This window comes from Nocardia sp. GP40 (genome assembly GCF_050434125.1).
In the GTDB taxonomy this organism is placed as follows: Bacteria; Actinomycetota; Actinomycetes; order Mycobacteriales; family Mycobacteriaceae; genus Nocardia; species Nocardia albiluteola.
The window spans coordinates 380525-396381 of the sequence record NZ_JBNPVW010000004.1 but is presented as its reverse complement, the minus strand read 5'-3'; the positions used below and the strand labels follow the sequence as shown (position 1 = coordinate 396381).

Annotated in this window: 20 protein-coding genes; 14 read left to right on the top strand and 6 right to left on the bottom strand. The window is 68.7% G+C overall.

Annotation, left to right across the window (positions count from 1 at the left end):
* Positions 1-122 precede the first annotated feature (122 nt).
* The 6 genes from ABH933_RS15030 to ABH933_RS15005 all read left to right on the top strand — a co-directional run bounded on the left by ABH933_RS15030 (position 123) and on the right by ABH933_RS15005 (position 4159).
* Entirely contained in the window at positions 123-386 is a 264-nt protein-coding gene (locus ABH933_RS15030; RefSeq protein ID WP_215918367.1) for a hypothetical protein, read from the top strand.
* 125 nt (positions 387-511) lie between these two features.
* On the top strand, positions 512-1126 hold the full coding sequence (locus ABH933_RS15025; RefSeq protein WP_245401062.1) for an acid phosphatase: 615 nt from the start codon (positions 512-514) through the stop codon (positions 1124-1126).
* Between the two features lie 52 nt (positions 1127-1178).
* Positions 1179-1655: an N-acetyltransferase family protein gene (locus tag ABH933_RS15020; RefSeq protein WP_429425542.1), complete on the top strand. Its 477-nt coding sequence runs from the start codon at positions 1179-1181 to the stop codon at positions 1653-1655.
* Between the two features lie 117 nt (positions 1656-1772).
* Positions 1773-2114 (top strand): YciI family protein, encoded by a 342-nt coding sequence (locus ABH933_RS15015; protein ID WP_215918364.1) that lies wholly within the window; start codon positions 1773-1775, stop codon positions 2112-2114.
* Between the two features lie 169 nt (positions 2115-2283).
* The gene (locus ABH933_RS15010) at positions 2284-3531 is read left to right on the top strand and encodes an RNA polymerase sigma factor (RefSeq protein ID WP_429455036.1); all 1248 of its coding nucleotides are present in this window, start codon (positions 2284-2286) and stop codon (positions 3529-3531) included.
* A gap of 19 nt (positions 3532-3550) precedes the next feature.
* Entirely contained in the window at positions 3551-4159 is a 609-nt protein-coding gene (locus ABH933_RS15005) for a GNAT family N-acetyltransferase (protein WP_429425546.1), read from the top strand.
* 7 nt (positions 4160-4166) lie between these two features.
* Here ABH933_RS15005 and ABH933_RS15000 read toward each other — a convergent pair whose 3' ends face one another.
* On the bottom strand, positions 4167-4661 hold the full coding sequence (locus ABH933_RS15000) for a hypothetical protein (protein ID WP_429425548.1): 495 nt from the start codon (positions 4659-4661) through the stop codon (positions 4167-4169).
* 140 nt (positions 4662-4801) lie between these two features.
* Between ABH933_RS15000 and ABH933_RS14995 the strand changes: the two genes are divergently transcribed.
* Both ABH933_RS14995 and ABH933_RS14990 read left to right on the top strand, forming a co-directional pair.
* Positions 4802-5761, top strand: coding sequence for a diacylglycerol/lipid kinase family protein (locus ABH933_RS14995; protein WP_215918361.1), 960 nt, complete (start codon positions 4802-4804; stop codon positions 5759-5761).
* 232 nt (positions 5762-5993) lie between these two features.
* A complete protein-coding gene (locus tag ABH933_RS14990; protein WP_040827274.1) occupies positions 5994-6248 on the top strand; it encodes a WhiB family transcriptional regulator in 255 nt (84 codons plus the stop codon).
* Between the two features lie 133 nt (positions 6249-6381).
* Here the strand turns inward: ABH933_RS14990 and ABH933_RS14985 are convergent, their stop codons facing one another.
* On the bottom strand, positions 6382-7893 hold the full coding sequence (locus ABH933_RS14985) for a sensor histidine kinase (protein ID WP_215918360.1): 1512 nt from the start codon (positions 7891-7893) through the stop codon (positions 6382-6384).
* A gap of 97 nt (positions 7894-7990) precedes the next feature.
* Entirely contained in the window at positions 7991-8206 is a 216-nt protein-coding gene (locus tag ABH933_RS14980) for a biotin/lipoyl-binding carrier protein (RefSeq protein WP_215918359.1), read from the bottom strand.
* A gap of 204 nt (positions 8207-8410) precedes the next feature.
* Here ABH933_RS14980 and ABH933_RS14975 point away from each other — a divergent pair, with 204 nt between their 5' ends.
* Positions 8411-8485: a 50S ribosomal protein bL37 gene (locus ABH933_RS14975; protein WP_110293457.1), complete on the top strand. Its 75-nt coding sequence runs from the start codon at positions 8411-8413 to the stop codon at positions 8483-8485.
* An 88-nt stretch (positions 8486-8573) separates the two neighbouring features.
* Here the strand turns inward: ABH933_RS14975 and rsrA are convergent, their stop codons facing one another.
* Positions 8574-8834, bottom strand: coding sequence for a mycothiol system anti-sigma-R factor (rsrA, locus tag ABH933_RS14970; RefSeq protein ID WP_429425615.1), 261 nt, complete (start codon positions 8832-8834; stop codon positions 8574-8576).
* Positions 8835-8872: 38 nt separating this feature from the next.
* The gene (locus ABH933_RS14965) at positions 8873-9559 is read right to left on the bottom strand and encodes a sigma-70 family RNA polymerase sigma factor (RefSeq protein ID WP_215918463.1); all 687 of its coding nucleotides are present in this window, start codon (positions 9557-9559) and stop codon (positions 8873-8875) included.
* Positions 9560-9830: 271 nt separating this feature from the next.
* Here ABH933_RS14965 and ybaK point away from each other — a divergent pair, with 271 nt between their 5' ends.
* The 4 genes from ybaK to ABH933_RS14945 all read left to right on the top strand — a co-directional run bounded on the left by ybaK (position 9831) and on the right by ABH933_RS14945 (position 13210).
* Positions 9831-10337 carry a Cys-tRNA(Pro) deacylase gene (gene ybaK, locus ABH933_RS14960; protein WP_429425551.1) on the top strand — a complete coding sequence of 169 codons (507 nt, stop codon included), beginning with the start codon at positions 9831-9833 and terminating at the stop codon, positions 10335-10337.
* A gap of 151 nt (positions 10338-10488) precedes the next feature.
* Complete coding sequence (locus tag ABH933_RS14955) at positions 10489-10983, top strand: MarR family winged helix-turn-helix transcriptional regulator (protein ID WP_429425553.1); 495 nt, start codon at positions 10489-10491, stop codon at positions 10981-10983.
* The gene (locus tag ABH933_RS14950) at positions 10980-12692 is read left to right on the top strand and encodes an MDR family MFS transporter (RefSeq protein WP_429425555.1); all 1713 of its coding nucleotides are present in this window, start codon (positions 10980-10982) and stop codon (positions 12690-12692) included. Before ABH933_RS14955 ends, ABH933_RS14950 begins: the two co-directional genes overlap by 4 nt.
* Before the next feature lie 158 nt (positions 12693-12850).
* On the top strand, positions 12851-13210 hold the full coding sequence (locus ABH933_RS14945; RefSeq protein ID WP_429425557.1) for a hypothetical protein: 360 nt from the start codon (positions 12851-12853) through the stop codon (positions 13208-13210).
* Between the two features lie 15 nt (positions 13211-13225).
* Here ABH933_RS14945 and ABH933_RS14940 read toward each other — a convergent pair whose 3' ends face one another.
* Positions 13226-14014: an SOS response-associated peptidase gene (locus tag ABH933_RS14940; protein WP_429425558.1), complete on the bottom strand. Its 789-nt coding sequence runs from the start codon at positions 14012-14014 to the stop codon at positions 13226-13228.
* Positions 14015-14159: 145 nt separating this feature from the next.
* Here ABH933_RS14940 and ABH933_RS14935 point away from each other — a divergent pair, with 145 nt between their 5' ends.
* The gene (locus ABH933_RS14935; protein WP_429425560.1) at positions 14160-15665 is read left to right on the top strand and encodes an aldehyde dehydrogenase family protein; all 1506 of its coding nucleotides are present in this window, start codon (positions 14160-14162) and stop codon (positions 15663-15665) included.
* Positions 15666-15857 lie beyond the last annotated feature (192 nt).

Here is a 15857-nt window from a genome sequence, read left to right as displayed (position 1 = left end):
CTCCCGCTCGTGTGCTGAGCACGTGAATCGGCTGTGAATCCGCTCGAGGTCATTGCGTCCGGAACCCCGGGGGCGTGCAATGACTTTCGAGGTCGGGGCAACAAACTACCGGAGAGATCATCTTGAAGCAGAAACTGTCCGCAACGTTCATCGCCCTCACCGCCGGCGCCCTGCTCATCGGCCCGGTAGCGGGCACCGCCGCCGCCGCGCCGTCGTACACCCTTCCCGCACAACAGGACAACGACTGGGGCGGCTACAACAACCCCGGCTGGCACGACCCGGGCGACTGGCACCACAACGACTGGCACTGCGACCGCCACGGCTTCTGGCACAACGACGACCACGACGGCTGGGGCCACTGGGACCACCGCTGCCACCGGTGGTGAGGTTGAGGGTGGCCTGTTCCGCGGGCCGCCCCACTGGATAGTGGGGCGTCGACGATCCCCGTTGACCGCAGCCGCGTACGACGGCCCGGCTGGGGCGGAAACCGCCATCCGGCATGATCGAGCGTATGAGTGGTTCCGCGACGGAGTTCCGGGTGGTTGTGCTGCGGCACGGGGAGACCGAGTGGTCGAAGGGGCACCGGCATACGGGGCGGACCGATATTCCGCTGACCGAGGTCGGGGAAGAGCAGGCCAGGGCGGCGCGGAGCGTGCTCGAGGGCCTGCGGCTTTCCGATCCGCTGGTGTTGTGCAGCCCGAGGCAGCGGGCGGTGCACACCGCCGAGCTGGCGGGGCTGACGGAGGTGCAGATCGATGACGATCTGGTCGAATGGGACTACGGCGACTACGAGGGGCTGACCACGCCGGAGATCGAGCGGAGCGTGCCGGGATGGACGATCTTCACCGATCCGGTGCCGGGGGGCGAATCCGCCGCCCAGGTGCGGGAGCGGGCGGATCGGGTGCTGGCGAAGGTGGAGCCGGAGCTGCAGAACCGCGACGTGGTGCTGGTCGGCCACGGGCACTTCTCCCGGGTGCTGATCGCCCGCTGGGCCGAACTCGAGGTGCGCGAGGGGCGCCGGTTCTATCTGTCGACCGCCGCGATCAGCGTCCTGGGCCACGAGCACCGCACCCGCACGATCCGGGCGCACAACATCGTCTCGGACCTCGACGGCCTGGGCCGATAGTCCCGGCGCCGGGACACCGCAGCACACCACCTTTCCCGATCGAAGGAGCCTCATGATCCGCCGCGCCACACCCGACGACGTGCCCGCGATGGTCGGCCTCGTCTACGACCTGGCCGAGTACGAGCGGGCGCGCGACGAATGCACCCTCACCGACGAGCAGCTGCACGCGGCGCTGTTCGGCCCGGAACCGAAGCTGTTCGCCCATGTGGCACAGCGTGATTCGGGCGGCGAGGTGCTCGGCTGCGCGATCTGGTTCCTGAATTACAGCACGTGGACCGGCACGCACGGCATCTACCTCGAGGATCTGTTCGTCAAGTCGCAGGCGCGCGGACTGGGCCTGGGCAAGGCGCTGCTGGCGGCGCTGGCGCGCGAGGCCGTCGACCAGGGGTACCGGCGCGTGGACTGGTCGGTGCTGGACTGGAACACTCCCTCGATCGACTTCTACAAGTCGCTGGGCGCCACACCCCAGGACGAGTGGACCGGGTATCGCCTGACCGGCGACGCACTGAACCAGCTCGCCTCGCGCTGAGGCCCGGGGAGAAAAACGCCGGAAACTTCTTCCGGTGGATGTCGATTTCACCGCGGGGTGCACGTCGGAGAGTTGAATGGTCCGAAAGGCGGGCCACCAGTTCGAAGGACTTTCACCATGTCGCAATATCTGGTTCTGATCTACCAGGACGAGCGCGTTCTGGACGAGCCTGCGCCCGAGGCGCCGATGATGCGGGCCCACCAGAATTTCATGGAGCACAACGGACCGTCGCTGGCCGGCGGCAACGCGCTCGAGCGCAGCCACACCGGCACCGCCATCCGGCCGGACGGCGCCGGCGGCTTCGTCGTGACCGACGGCCCGTTCGCCGAGACGAAGGAACAGCTGGGCGGCTACTACCTGATCGAGGCGCCCGACCTGGATGCCGCGCTGGCGATCGCCAAGCAGGTGCCGATGGAGGGCGGCGGCGTCGAGGTGCGCCCCATCCGGGTCTTCAACTGACGCTCCGAATCATTGCCCACCACATCATGATTCGCCGCACGCACAGTGACCGATCCCGCGCACGCCGCACCTGCGGCCGCGGGATCGGTCCCGCGCATGTTGTCCCAGGGCTCGATATCGACTGCGGTCCAAGTACTTTCAGAGTCATCGAATCACGATGGCCGGCACCATGATTCACTCCGATGTCGCCGCGGCGGTGGCCGACGCGCACCGTCGCGAATGGGCCTTCGTGCTCGCCTCGACCGTGCGCGTCACCCGGGACCTGGATCTGGCCCAGGAATGCGTGCAGGACGCCTACGCGCAGGCCCTGACGAACTGGGCACAGCACGGCATCCCGGCCCGCCCGGCCGCCTGGCTGACGACGGTGGCGCGCAACCGCGCGCTGGATCTGCTGCGCCGCCAGTCGACGATGCAGCGCGCACTGCCGCTGCTGATCGACGACGAACCGGCTCCGGACCCCGCCAACGCCGCGATCACCGCCCTCGAGGAGATCCCCGACGACCGGCTGCGCCTGATCTGCACCTGCTGTCACCCCGCCCTGTCCCCCGAGACCCAGGTGGCCCTGACGCTGCGGCTGGTCTGCGGCCTCACCACCGCCGAGGTGGCACACGCCTTCCTGGTCGCCGAGCCGACGATGGCCGCGCGCATCACCCGCGCCAAGAAGAAGATCGCCACGGCCCGCATTCCCTACCGCGTGCCGGGCCCGCGCGAACTTCCCGAGCGCATCGAGGGCGTGCTCGCGGTGATCCACCTGCTGTTCACCACCGGCCACACCGCGCCCTCGGGCGAGGCCCTGATCCGGCGCGATCTGATCGAACGTGCCACCGACCTGGCCCGCATGCTGCACGCGCTGCAGCCCGACAACCAGGAGGTCACGGGACTGCTCGCGCTCATCCTGCTGACCGATGCCCGCCGGGTGGCCCGCACCGCGGACGACGGCACCATGCTGCGCCTGTCGGAACAGGACCGCGACCGCTGGGATCACGGGCAGATCGCCGAGGGCATCGCGCTGGTCCGGGTGGCGTTGTCGCGCAATCCGGGTCGGTACGCGCTGCAGGCCGCGATCGCGGCGGTACATGCCGAGGCGCCGAGCTACGACCGGACCGACTGGCGCGAGATCGCCGGGCTCTACGACGTGCTGATCGGCGTCTGGCCCTCACCCGTGGTGGCGCTGAACCGGGCGGTCGCGCGTGGCATGGCGCAGGGCCCCGAGACGGGCCTGGCGGCGCTGGACGAGCTGGCCGCCGAACCGCAGCTGGCCGGGTACGGCTACCTGGCCGCCGCCCGCGCCCACTTCCTGGCCGAACTCGGCCGCGCCCCCGAGGCACGCACCGCCTACCAGGAGGCGATCCTGCTGACCGAGAACGACACCGAGCGCGCCTTCCTCGCCTCCCGGCTCGCCGAGATGGGCACGTGAATCGCCTATCGTGAACCGTATGGAGCGCATCGTGCGCGCGGCAACCCGATCCGATGTTCCGGAACTGGCGCGCGTGCTGGGCTTGGCCTTCGCCGACGATCCGGTCATCGGCTGGCTGATCCCGGATCCCACGACCCGCGCCGAGCGCGCGGCGCGGTTGTTCGCCGCCCAGGTTCGCCACCAGTTCCTCGCTGCCGGCGCGGTGGACGTGGCGATCGATGACGCGGGCGCGATGGCCGGAGTGGCCGTCTGGGCTCCGCCCGGGATCTGGACGCCTTCGGCGTGGACGCAGCTGCGCATGCTGCCGGGACTGTGGCGCGGATTCCGCGGCGGGCTGGCGACGGCCGCGCGGCTGGCGGACCGGATGGCGCGCCATCACCCCACCGAACCGCACTGGTACCTGGCCTTCCTCGGCACGCTCCCGACCGCGCGGGGACGCGGCTTCGGGCACGCGCTGCTCGCGCCCCGCCTGGAGTACTGCGACGAGGTCGGCGCCGCCTCGTACCTGGAGTCCAGCAAGCCCGAAAACGTGCCCTACTACGAGCGTTTCGGCTACGAGTCCGATGGCGAACTCGACCTGACCGAGGGCGGCCCGCCGATGTGGCCGATGTGGCGAGCGCCCCGCTGAGCGCCCCTCACTCCTCCGGATCGACCCCGTAGCCGCGGGCCATCCACTGCGCCGAGGGCGGGGCGAAGGTGAGTCCGAGGGTGACCAGGGCCGCCAGCCCGATCGGAATCGCGAGCTCGAGGCGATGCGAGCTGACCATGTTCCAGGCGATCGGCAGTAGCAGCACCTGGGCGATCACCACGATGGCGCGGCCCCAGCGGCGGCCGCGAATCAGGCTCACCCCGGCGGCCAGCACGGCCGCGGACAGGATCGCGAACCAGACGGCGGTGCCGTAGGGCTGCGCGCTCGCTCCGGGCCCGCGGATGCCGGCGTGCGCGCCGCTGCCGTGCACCACCAGGGCGACCGCGATGCCCAAACCGACCAGGCCCTCGAGACCCGCCAGCGCACCCGCGCCGCGAATCGTGGCCGGGATCCGCGCCGGTGTTCCGGATTCGCCTGCGGCTCCCGGGTTCGCACCCGCTCCGGAGTTCTCGTCGGCCCCGGAATCACCCTGCTTCGTCACGGGACCATTCTGCTTCGCCACCGCCCCAGCCTACGACCGGGCCGCCGGGGTGCGGCCGGGCGTCGGCTACGGGTGCACCCGAAGCGGCCGGTTCCGGCCACCGTACGGGTTCGGCCGCGGGCGATCAGTAGGCTCGACGCGTGCGGACGCTGTTGATCGTGAACCCGAATGCCACCTCCACCACGGCGGCGACCCGGGATCTGCTGGCCCACGCGCTGGAGAGTCGCACGCAGCTGACCGTCGCACACACCCAGCACCGCGGCCACGCGGCCGAACTGGCGCAGTGGGCCGCCACCAACGAGATGGACCTGATCGTCGTGCACGGCGGCGACGGCACGGTCAACGAGACGATCAACGGCTTCCTCCCGCTGCCGCAGATCGACGACGGGCAGGCGTGGAAGCCCCGCCTCGGCGTCATCCCCGGCGGTTCGGCCAACGTCTTCGCGCGGTCGCTGGGCATCAAGCCCGATCCGGTGGCCGCCACCAACCAGCTGATCGACCTGCTCTCGCTGGAGCGGGACCGCCGGATCGGGCTGGGCATCGCGGACGACCGCTGGTTCACCTTCAGCGCCGGGGTGGGGCTGGATGCCGATGTCTGCGAGGCCATCGACCACAGCCGCGCCAACGGCAATCCGGCCACCCCGGCCCGCTACGTGCGCACCACTGTGCGGCAATTCTTTCGTGCGCGCCGCCGCGAACCGTCGGTGACGCTGCACATTCCGGGCCACGATCCGGTGTCCGGGGTGCATTACGCATTCGTGACGAACACCACCCCGTGGACCTACCTTGACAACACCCCTGCGCACACGAATCCCGGCACGGCCTTCGAGACCGGCCTCGGGGTGTTCGCCATGCGGACCATGAGTGTGGTGCAAACCCTGCTGGTCGTCCGGCAGATCCTGGCCACCGACGGAGACCCCAAGGCCCGCAATCTCTTTCGCACCGACGATGTCCCGTCGGTGCGGGTCGAGTCCGACATGCCGATCGGTTTGCAAATCGATGGCGATTTCATCGGCCGGCGCAACATGGTGGATTTCACAGCCGTGCCGAAGATCTTGGACGTGCTTGCTCCGCAGCCTGAATCGGGCCGACACGACTGAGAAACCTCCCGGTTGCAGTGCGAAAACCGGTCGGAGCGAGTAGAAAGGACTCCGCAGGCCCCCAGTGCAGGGGTCTTAGGCGTGAGCTTCCCCACGGTGCAACACCAAGCTATTGACATCTACGGTGTTCGTGAAAGCATTCACAAGCAACCGTGCGGAAACATTCGAGTCGCACAAGTGAACGAACCACAAACTCACGGCGCCCTACGGCGCCCAGCAAAGGAGCAGAGGAATGGACTGGCGCCACAAGGCCATCTGTCGCGACGAGGACCCCGAGCTGTTCTTCCCTGTGGGTAACAGCGGTCCGGCGCTCGCGCAGATTGCCGATGCCAAGCTGGTCTGCGCCCGCTGCCCCGTCACCGCCGACTGCCTGTCCTGGGCCCTGCAGTCCGGACAGGACGCCGGCGTATGGGGCGGCATGAGCGAAGACGAGCGGCGCGCGCTCAAGCGGCGCAACGCGCGGACGCGTACCCGGGCCGTCGTGTAGCACGACGGTCGGCGTTACGGCCACCGCGAATCAAACGCACCATCCCTGGCACGTAGCGCACTTCCGGCCCGGCACCCCGTAAGGTGCCGGGCTTTATTGTGCGCCAAGGGATTTCCCCCTGATCGCACGGCGATTATCGCGAACGGCGACCCAGCGGAACACGCAGCACCGCATCGGTTCCCACATCCGCACCCGGATGCAGACCGATGGATCCACCCAGTTCCGCGGTCACCAGCGTGCGCACGATCTGCAGGCCGAGCCGGTCGGAACCCTCGAGGCTGAACCCGTCCGGCAGCCCGCGGCCGTCGTCGCCGATGATGACGTCCAGCCAGCGCGCCGAGCGTTCCGAACGGATCGTGACGGTGCCGTTCTCGCCGGAATCGAAGGCGTGCTCGATGGCGTTCTGCACCAGCTCGGTCAGCACCATCACCAGCGGCGTGGCGCGTTCGGCGGAGAACACACCCAGCGAGCCCTCCCGGCGGACCTTGATCCGCGCGGTGTTCACCGTGGCCACGTCGGCCATGATCGGCAGCAAACGGTCGACGACCTCGTCGAGATCGACCTCCTCGTCAACCGACATCGACAACATTTCGTGTACCGACGCGATCGAGGTGACCCGGCGCACCGATTCGGTGAGCGCCAGCTGCGCCTCCTCGTTCTCGGTGCGGCGCGCCTGCAACCGCAGCAGCGCGGCGACGGTCTGCAGATTGTTCTTCACCCGGTGGTGGATCTCGCGGATCGTGGCGTCCTTGGACAGCAGCGCCCGATCGCGCCGCTTGACCTCGGTGACATCGCGCACCAGCACCGCCGCGCCGGCCAGCTCGCCGTGCGGGCGCAGCACCAGGGTGCGCAGCAGCACCGTCGCCCCGCGCGCCTCCACCTCCATGCGGCGGCCCGATTTGCCCGCGAGTGCGGCCTGGATATCGCTGACGACCTCCTGCGCATCGAACGGGTCGGTGATCAGCGAACGGGTGGTCTGCGCCAGATCCTGCCCGGCCAGATCGGCCTGCAGGCCCATCCGGTGATAGGCCGAAAGCGCGTTGGGGCTGGCGTATTCGACGATGCCCTCGGTGTTCAGGCGGATGAATCCGTCCCCGGCGCGCGGGCTCGAATGCGAGCCCGTGCGGTCCTCGAGGGTCGGGAAGGTGCCGTCGGCGATCATCTGGCACAGGTCATCGGCGCAGGACATGTAGGCGTTCTCGAGGCTGCCGCGGATCTTGGACCGCTGCACCTCGATGTCCCGGCCGAGCACCGCGATGATGTCCTCGCCGACCCGCACCGGAATCGCCTCGCGCATGACGTGCGCCGGATTCGGGTGGTAGACGCCGGTCGAGACGCGGTCGGTGTCGACACGCACGATCGCGCCGGTCGTCAGGGCCTCGAAGACCTGCGGATGATCGCTCGTCGAGGCGAGCGAGCCGACCAGGTCCTCCGGATGCACGGTGGCCGCGGTGGTCGGGCGGCACTGCGCCACGCACACCACGTCCGCGCCCTCGGCGACGGGCCCGGCGCCCACCCACAACTGCAGATCCGCGAACGACAGATCCGACAGCAGCTGCCAGTCGCCCACCACCCGCTGCAGATGGTCGACGGCCGCACCCGGTAGATCGGTGTGCTCGGCCAGCAGATCACTCAACGTCGACATAAAACCTCTCCTTCACACACCACACCGGCCCCCTGCGGCCACACCGACCCCGGCGTGAGATCGCTGCATCTACCCGCCCCGCCGGCTCACCATCCCCCTAGGAGATGACGGCGATCAGGTCGCCCTTCTGGAGCACGTCGCCCGGTTTGACGTTGATCGAGGCCACCGTGCCCGGTCCCTCGGCGACCACCGGAATCTCCATTTTCATCGATTCCAGCAACACCAGGGTGTCGCCCTCCTGCACAACCGCGCCCTCTTCCGCAACGATCTGGAAGACGGTCGAGACCATCTCCGCGAGCACTTCCTCGGCCATGACACCCTTCCGGTAGATCGCCGCTGCGGTCGATCAGCTGACGCTACAGCCAATCACATCCTGACCGGCACCACCCGATCAGCAGGGGTTTACCCGCCCGTATCCGGGGTACCGCATCCCGGGGCATCGGCGCAGCGGCCGACCGGGCGACGGGATCGCCGCACCCGCATGGAACAATGACTGCCGATCAGGAAGGAGACAATCATGGGTAAGCGTGGTCGTAAGAAGCGCAGCCGCAAGGGCAATGCCGCCAATCACGGCAAGCGTCCGAACAGCTGAATCGTTCGCATATCTCGCATATGCACTCAGCGGCACGTCATCTCGTCGATGACGTGCCGCTGATCTGTATGTATGCCGGGAGAACGGGCTAGGGCTCGAGCCGGGTCTCGGTGACGGTGATCGAACGCCGGATCTCCAGGGTCAGGCGCTCGCGCAGCGAATCGGGGGCCCGGTCGCCGCCGCACTTGCGGTTGAGCAGCCGCTTGAGCTTCTCCTCCAGGCCGTAGGCGTCGATGCAGGGCGAACAGGTCTCCAGATGATGCTGGAGCCGCTCGCGGGTGGCCTGGTCGCATTCGCCGTCCAGCATGAGCCAGACATCGGCCAGCACCGCCGTGCAATCGAGCTTCATATCGGCCTCCGCCTCGGTCCCCCGCTCCTGTTCCGTGCTCACTGGGCTACCTCCTGACGAGCCCCGCTGCCCGCCTCGTTCCGGTCGAATCCCCGCTCGTGTGCCACATCGGCGAGCAGGCCCTTGAGCTGCTTGCGGCCGCGGTGCAACCGGGACATGACCGTGCCGATCGGGGTGCCCATGATGTCGGCGATCTCCTTGTAGGGGAAACCCTCGACATCGGCGTAGTAGACCGCCATCCGGAACTCCTCCGGAAGTTCCTGCAGCGCCGACTTGATGTCGTCGTCGGGCAGCGCCTCGAGCGCCTCCATCTCGGCCGAACGCAGGCCCGTCGAGGTGTGCTCGGCGGTGGCCGCGAGCTGCCAGTCGGTGATCTCGTCCGTGGGGTACTGCGCGGGCTGGCGCTGCTTCTTGCGATAGGAGTTGATGTAGGTGTTGGTCAGGATCCGGTACAGCCAGGCGCGGAGGTTGGTGCCCTCACGGAAGGACCGGAAGCCCTGATACGCCTTGGCGAAGGTCTCCTGCACCAGATCCTCGGCGTCGGCGGGGTTGCGGGTCATCCGCAGCGCCGCACCGTAGAGCTGATCCAGCAGCGGGAGCGCGTCGCGCTCGAACCGCTGCGCCAGTTCGGCCGGGTCGGCCGGGCCCGCCTGCGTCGTGCCGCCGCTCTCGGCGTCACCATCGAGGCGATCGGCCGCCAAATCTTCGTCGCTCGTCACGCCCATCCCTTCGATCGCCGTAATCACAGAATCTACCGCGAGCGAGGTGGACAGCGGGAACCCGGTCGCCCGGGGGACCTGCGCGAGCTGGCTGAACAGCGGCGAGGTTCCGAGACGGACCGGACGTTCATCGATCAGAACCGTCACCGGCAAACTCCTTCGATTCTCACGGAATGGGATGCGTACCGCGTGCAACATGCCGGAGGGTCGCTGTGTTCCCGCGCGTCGGGCGCAATGGACTGGCCGGGTGGGTCCCCGCACACCTAAGGTGGCCGCCATGGCCGCCGCTTCGACCCCCGCGATCCGCACCCTGACCCAGGCGAAGGTCGCGCACCGGGTGCACGCCTACCAGCACGACCCGCGCAGCGACTCCTTCGGCGCGGAGGCGGTGGCGGCGCTGGCCGCGCAGTTGGGGGTGCGGGACGGGCAGATCTTCAAGACGCTGGTGATCGAGCTGTCGGGCGGGTCCGCCCCGGCGCGGCTGGCGGTGGCGGTGCTGCCGGTCCCGACGACGCTCTCGCTGAAGGCCGCGGCCGCGGCGCTGGGCGCGCCGAAGGCGGCCATGGCCGACAAGACCAAGGCCGAGCGCACCACCGGCTATGTACTGGGCGGCATCTCCCCGCTCGGCCAGAAGCGCGCCCTGCCGACGGTGATCGACGCGTCCGCGCTGGAGTGGGACCGGATGCTGTGCAGCGCGGGCCGGCGCGGGCTGGAGATCGAACTGGCCCCCGCCGATCTGATCCGCCTGACCGACGCCGTCACGGCTCCCGTCGCGACGTCCTGACCTCCCACCCCTATCCGACACGCCGGACTATCGTCCAGCGCTCCTTGCATATCTCCCCGATCGAGCACATACTTGCCCAGTACAACTAGTTGGAATAAGCAAGCAATTGACTGTGTTAATCAGTTGAGCTGACCAAGGAGGCGCGCGACCCATGGACCACGACGAGGTGATCGATCTGATCGCCCTGCAGCTGATCCGACTGGGACGCATCCGCGAGCGCACCGCCGCGCAGATCGCGGCCGCCTCCGGAGGCGAGATCGAGGCTGCATCTTACGGGATCATCTTCCGCCTGCTCGCGGACGGCCCGATGCGCTCGGGCGCCCTGGCGGAACTGCTCTACTCCGATGCCTCCACCATCAGCCGCCAGGCCGCGGCACTGGTCAAGCGCGGGCTCATCGAGCGCCGTGCCGACCCCGCCGACGGCCGGGCCAGCGTCCTGGCCGTCACCGACGCCGGACGGGAGCTGGCCGCCTCCCTGCGTCGTCGCCGCAACGAAGCGCTCTCCACCGTGCTCTCGCACTGGAGTGACGACGACCGCGAACAGCTCGCCCACGTGATGCGCCGCTTCGTCGACGACTACGAACAGGCGCGCCCGGCGATGCTCAACCTTCCCCCCAAAGATCCTGCGACGGAGAAACTCTCATGACCACCGCCACCGAGACGGCACATCGGCCGTCCCTCGAACCCAGATCAGCGGGCGGCTTCACCCACCGCCAGGTGCTGGTCATCCTGTCCGGCCTGATGCTGGGGATGCTGCTGGCAGCCCTCGATCAGACCATCGTGTCGACCTCGATCCGCACCATCGCCGACGACCTGCACGGCTATTCCATGCAGGCGTGGGTGACGACCGCCTACCTGATCACCTCCACCCTGAGCACGCCGCTGTACGGCAAGCTCTCGGACATGTTCGGCCGCAAGCCGTTCTATCTGGCCGCCATCACGATCTTCGTGGCCGGCTCGCTGCTGTGCTCGTTCGCCGACTCGATGTACCAGCTCGCCCTCTTCCGGGCGCTGCAGGGCCTGGGCGCGGGCGGCCTGATGTCGCTGGCCCTGACCATCATGGGCGATATCGTCAGCCCCCGCGAACGCGCCCGCTACCAGGGCTACTTCCTGGCGGTGTTCGGCACCTCCAGCGTCGTGGGCCCGGTGCTGGGCGGCCTGCTGGCCGGCCAGGCGCACATCCTGGGCATCACCGGCTGGCGCTGGGTGTTCCTGGTGAACGTGCCGGTCGGCGCGCTCGCGCTGGCCGTGGTCAGCAAAGTGCTGAAGCTGCCCAAGCGCACGCGTACACAGGTGCGCATCGACTGGTGGGGCGTGCTCGCGCTGGTCGTCGGCCTGGTGCCGCTGCTGGTGGTCGCCGAACAGGGCCGCAGCTGGGGTTGGGGCAGCGCGCAGTCGCTGACCTGCTACGCGATCGGCGTGCTCGGCATCCTCGGCTTCATCGCCGTGGAGGCGAAACTCGGTGACGCCGCGCTGATTCCGCTGCGGATGTTCAAGAACACCACCTTCGCGCTCGGCGTGGTGATCTCCTTCGTGGTCGGCGCGGCCATGTTCGGCGGCATCAGCCTGCTGCCGCAGTACCTGCAGGTGGTGCGGGGCTCGAGCCCGACCATCGCCGGGCTGCAGACGCTGCCGATGGTGTTCGGCATGATGACCGCCTCGATCGTGGCCGGTCAGACCATCTCCCGCACCGGCCGGTACCGGATCTTCCCGATCATCGGCGCCACGCTGCTGACCGTGGGCCTGTTCCTGCTGCATCTGGTCAGCGCCGACAGCCACCTGTGGCTGGTGATGATCTTCATGGCGATCGTCGGCCTGGGGCTGGGCAACCTGATGCAGCCGCTGACGCTGGCGCTGCAGAATGCGCTGCCGCCGAAGGACATGGGCGTGTCGACCTCGTCGGCGACCTTCTTCCGGCAGATCGGCGGCACCATGGGCGTGGCGGTGTTCCTGTCGATCCTGTTCGCCCAGCTGACCCCGAACATCGGGCATCAGATGCAGGTTGCGGCGACCCAGCCCGCGTATCAGCAGGCCATCGTGCAGGGGGTGCACTCGAGCAACCCGGCCGATGCGGCGCTGTCCAAGGGATTGATCTCGCACGGTACGTCGGCCGCGGCGAACGTGCTGAGCGACAGCTCGGTGATCCAGAAGCTGAATCCGACGCTGGCCCGGCCGTTCAAGGTCGGCTTCGCCGATTCGATGGACACGGTCTTTCTCTCGGTGACCGCCCTGGCGGTGCTGGCGCTGGCGCTGGTGGCCTTCTGGAAGGAGGTGCCGCTGCGCACCGCGGGCGGCATCGCGGCGAGTAGCGAATCCCGGGCCGGGGATCGCGCGGAGGTCGAACCGGTCGCCTGACCACGCGGAACTGGTCGTTCGACCGCCACGACGGGCCTGTCGAGAACACGCAGCACCACGGGGACCAATCGCGCAAATCACGCGAAATGAGCCCCGGTGATGCGTTACTTGACGGGCCCGTTCGTCGTACTTACCGACCCCCGAGGATGTTGATGCGAATGGCTCACCCGTCGCCCGACCACCGTCCCTCATCGAATCGCCGCGCGATGTCGTCCCGCCGCCAGCCCGTCCGCACCATGATCGTCACCCTGGCGAGCGGCGTGATGCTCGCCTGCTGCGCCGCCACCGCTGCGGCCGGCCCGGAGGATTACCCGCTCGGCGCCCATTCCGGCACCCCGGAGCAGGCACAGCCGGAACGGGACGAGAAGGCGCAGGGCATGGGCGGCGACCTGGCCACGAGGATTATCAATAGGGGCGCGGACCTGGGCAGCGAAGTCATGACGAAGACCATCGAGACAGGTGCGGACCTGGCCAAGTGCGTGGTGGCCCTGCTCGTGTCGAGCGAGACGTGCGGGTGACCCGCCGGGCCGGTGCTACAGCAGGCTGATCTGCCCGGCCCGCTCCCCCACCTGCGCGAGCAGTTCGGGCCCGTTGTTGCGCACGCTGTTCACCAAAGTCGGTACCTCTCGGACCGCGATCCCCGAAACCCGTTCCGGCCCCGGGGTTTCCAGCAATTCGTGCGGGGCCGCGTGATCGGGATCGAGCCAGGCGGCCCAGTGTTCGCGGGGCATGATCAGCGGCATGCGATCGTGAATCCTGGTCAGATCGCCGATCGCGTCGGTGGTCAGGATCGTGCACGAGAGCAGCGGATCCATCTCCCGCCGGGCCGGGTCGCGCCAGATCGACCACAGCCCGGCCATGTACAGCCGCGAGCCGTCGGCGTTGGACATGTAGTAGGGCCGCTTGACCGCCTTGCCCTTCGCGTTCTCCTCGCCCTCGACCACCCATTCGTACCAGCCGTCCATCGGCACCAGGCAGCGGCGCTTCTTGACCGCGTCCCGGAACGAGGGCGCCTCCGCGGCGCGCTCCGCGCGGGCGTTGAACAGCGGCTTTCCCTTGACCGGCACGCCGGGCTCGGCGGCCTTGGTCCACACCGGGACCAGGCCCCAGCGCATGCGGCGGATGCGCAGGCGCGGATCGTCCTCGGGGTGGTCGCGATCGTGCCGCTCGACCACGGTCAGCACCCTGTTGGTCGGCGCGACGTTGTAGTTCGGGCCGGGGGCGCCCGCGCCGGGGCCCGGCGGGTCGTCGGTCTCGTCGAGGGCGTCGAGTTCGGCCGCCAGACGGCCCGGATCCACGGTGGTCGCGTATCTGCCGCACATGTCCCCCATGCTGCCATCACCCACCGACAGCCGCGGCTGGCCCGGCATCGAATATTGGCCGGAAATCCAAACTGACGGCAGTAGACTTCATATCAAGCTATGAGAACTTCACGCCGTCACTTTCTCAGTAGGGGTCGCCGAAAACATGTCCACCACCGAGTCGAAGACCACCAGTGAGACCGTGCTGACCTCGGTCAACCCGGCTACCGGCGAGACCATCGCCACGCACCCGATCGCCGACGCCGAGGCGGTGGCCGCGGCCGTCGCCACGGCGCGCACCGCCGCCGCCACCTGGGGCGCCCTGAGTTACGCCGAGCGCAAGCGGTACCTGCTGCGCTGGTCGTCTCGGCTCGTCGCCGTCTCCGACGAGCTGTGCGACCTGATCCACGCCGAGAACGGCAAGCCGCGCGAGGACGCCTTCCTCGAGCTCATGCTGGTCCTCGAGCACATCGCCTGGGCCGCCAAGAACGCCGAGAAGGTGCTGAAGACCCGCAAGGTTTCCCCCGGCGCGACGATGGCGAACTTCGGGGCGTCCATCGAATACCGTCCCCTCGGCGTCGTCGGCGTGATCGGCCCGTGGAACTACCCCATCTACACCCCCAACGGCTCGATCGCCTACGCGCTGGCCGCGGGCAACACCGTGGTGTACAAGCCCAGCGAATACTCCACCAGCATCGGCAATTTCATGGCCAAGACCTTCGCCGAGGCCAATCCGGAACTGCCCGCGGGCGTCTTCATCGCCGTCAACGGCTACGGCGCCACCGGCGCGGCCCTGGTCACCTCCGGCGTGGACAAGGTGGCGTTCACCGGCTCCCCCGGCACCGGCAAGCGGATCATGGCCGCCGCGGCCGACTCGCTCACCCCGGTGCTGCTCGAATGCGGCGGTAAGGATGCGGTGATCGTGGCCGCGGACGCCGACATCAAGGCCGCGGCCGACGCGGTCGCCTACGGCGCCACCATGAACAGCGGCCAGACCTGCGCGGGCGTGGAGCGCGTGTACGTCGACAGGTCGATTCGCGATCAGTTCGTCGCCGAGGTCAAGAAGGTCCTGTCGAACGTCCACCCGGGCTCGGACGCCAAGGCCGCCTACGGCCCGATGACGATGCCCAGCCAGATCGACGTCGTGCGCCGCCACATCGACAGCGCACTGAAGAACGGCGGCACGGCGGTCATGGGCGGGCTGGACTCGATCAAGGGCCCCTACATCGAGCCGGTCGTGCTGCTGGACGTCGAGGAGACCTCCGAGGCCGTCACCGACGAGACCTTCGGCCCGACGGTCACCATCCGCTCCGTCGACGGCATCGACGAGGCGGTCCGGCTGGCCAACAACTCCAAGTACTTCCTGGGCTCGGCGGTGTTCTCCCGCAAGCACGGCGTCGAGATCGCCCGGCGCCTGCGCGCCGGAGCCACCTCGGTCAACTCGGTGCTGGGCTTCGCGGCCATCTCCGCGCTGCCCTTCGGCGGGCGGCGCGAATCGGGCATCGGGCGCATCCACGGCGCACCGGGTCTGCTGGAGTTCGCCGATCCGCACTCGATCGCGGTGCAGCGCTTCGCGATTCCCGGCATGGCGCTGCTGAGCTACAAGCGCACCGAGAGCACGATGAAGCTGCTGCGGCGGATCGTTCCGCTGATCCACGGGCGGCACAAGTAGCCCCCCGCCCCAGCCAAGCAGCGCCGCCTCCGCCGGTATCGACCGGATGTCACCTTCGGTCCGCTGATCCCGATCGAAGGTGACATTCGATCGGGTCAGTTGACCGAATGTGACATCCGGTCGAACACGCGAACATCCCCTGTGATTGATCACAGGCCGCGGCCGGTTTCGATGGCCGTTTTGCTGCGAGTT